Here is a 1,069-nt window from a genome sequence, read left to right on the forward strand (position 1 = left end):
GTTGATGTCCCAGGAAGTGGTGTAAGTCTTCTTTCACTCGCTGCGCGGCAAGGCGCGTAGGGCGTAGCCCGAAGCGGCTTGCCGCGCAGCGACTGCTTCCTTCGGGAGGTGGTCACCGTGAAATCCGGATAAGTTTGAGGTGCGACCCACCAAACCTGTCCATAAAGGAAATCACGATGACCACCGCCACTATGGCATTAGCCGAGCTCGCCGAGAAGGGAGCCGATGTCGATGTCCTGCGCCAAATGGTGCAGTTCATGGCCCAGCGTCTGATGGAACTCGATGTCGAAGGCCGCTGCGGCGCCGCCTACGACGAGAAGGATCCCGCTGAGCGCCTCAACAGCCGCAACGGCTACCGCGAGCGCACCTGGAACACCCGAGCCGGCAGCGTCGAGCTGAAGATCTCCAAGCTGCGCCAGGGCAGCTACTTTCCCGAGTTCCTCGAGCCTCGGCGCACCGCAGAGAAGGCGCTCACCGCCGTCATCCAGGAAGCCTACGTTCAGGGCATCTCCACCCGCTCGGTGGACGACCTGGTCAAATCGCTCGGCATGAGCGGCGTCTCCAAGAGCCAGGTCAGCCGCCTGTGCGGCGAGCTCGACGAGCGCGTCAACGCCTTCCTTGGGCGCCAGATCGAGGGCGACTGGCCCTACCTCTGGGTCGATGCCACCTACGTGAAGACGCGCGAGGCCGGGCGCATCGTGAGCGTGGCGGTGATAGTGGCCGTGGGCGTGAACACCGACGGCCAGCGCGAGGTGCTGGGCTTGAAGGTCGGGGCGTCGGAGGCGGAGCCCTTCTGGACTGAGTTCTTGCGCAGCCTGAACCGTCGAGGTCTTCGCGGCGTGAAGCTCGTGATCAGTGACAGCCACGAGGGCATCAAGGCGGCGGCAGCAAAGGTCCTGAAGGCCACCTGGCAGCGTTGCCGGGTGCACTTCATGCGCAATGCGCTGGCGCATGCCGGCAAGACGCAGCGGCGCATGGTCTCGGCCGCCATCGGCACGGTGTTCGTACAAGACTCGGCCGATGCGGCACGCTCGCAATGGCGATCGGTCGCCGACCAGCTCCGCGACAA

At 64.8% G+C, this 1,069-nt stretch carries 1 protein-coding gene; it reads left to right on the forward strand.

The window, feature by feature from the left end; genetic code table 11:
• Positions 1-176: 176 nt before the first annotated feature.
• The coding region (locus QZH52_RS38590) for an IS256 family transposase (protein ID WP_301816544.1) at positions 177-1,069 on the forward strand (893 nt) is incomplete at its 3' end.

It is taken from the genome of Variovorax ginsengisoli, assembly GCF_030486595.1.
Classification (GTDB): Bacteria; Pseudomonadota; Gammaproteobacteria; order Burkholderiales; family Burkholderiaceae_C; genus Variovorax; species Variovorax ginsengisoli_B.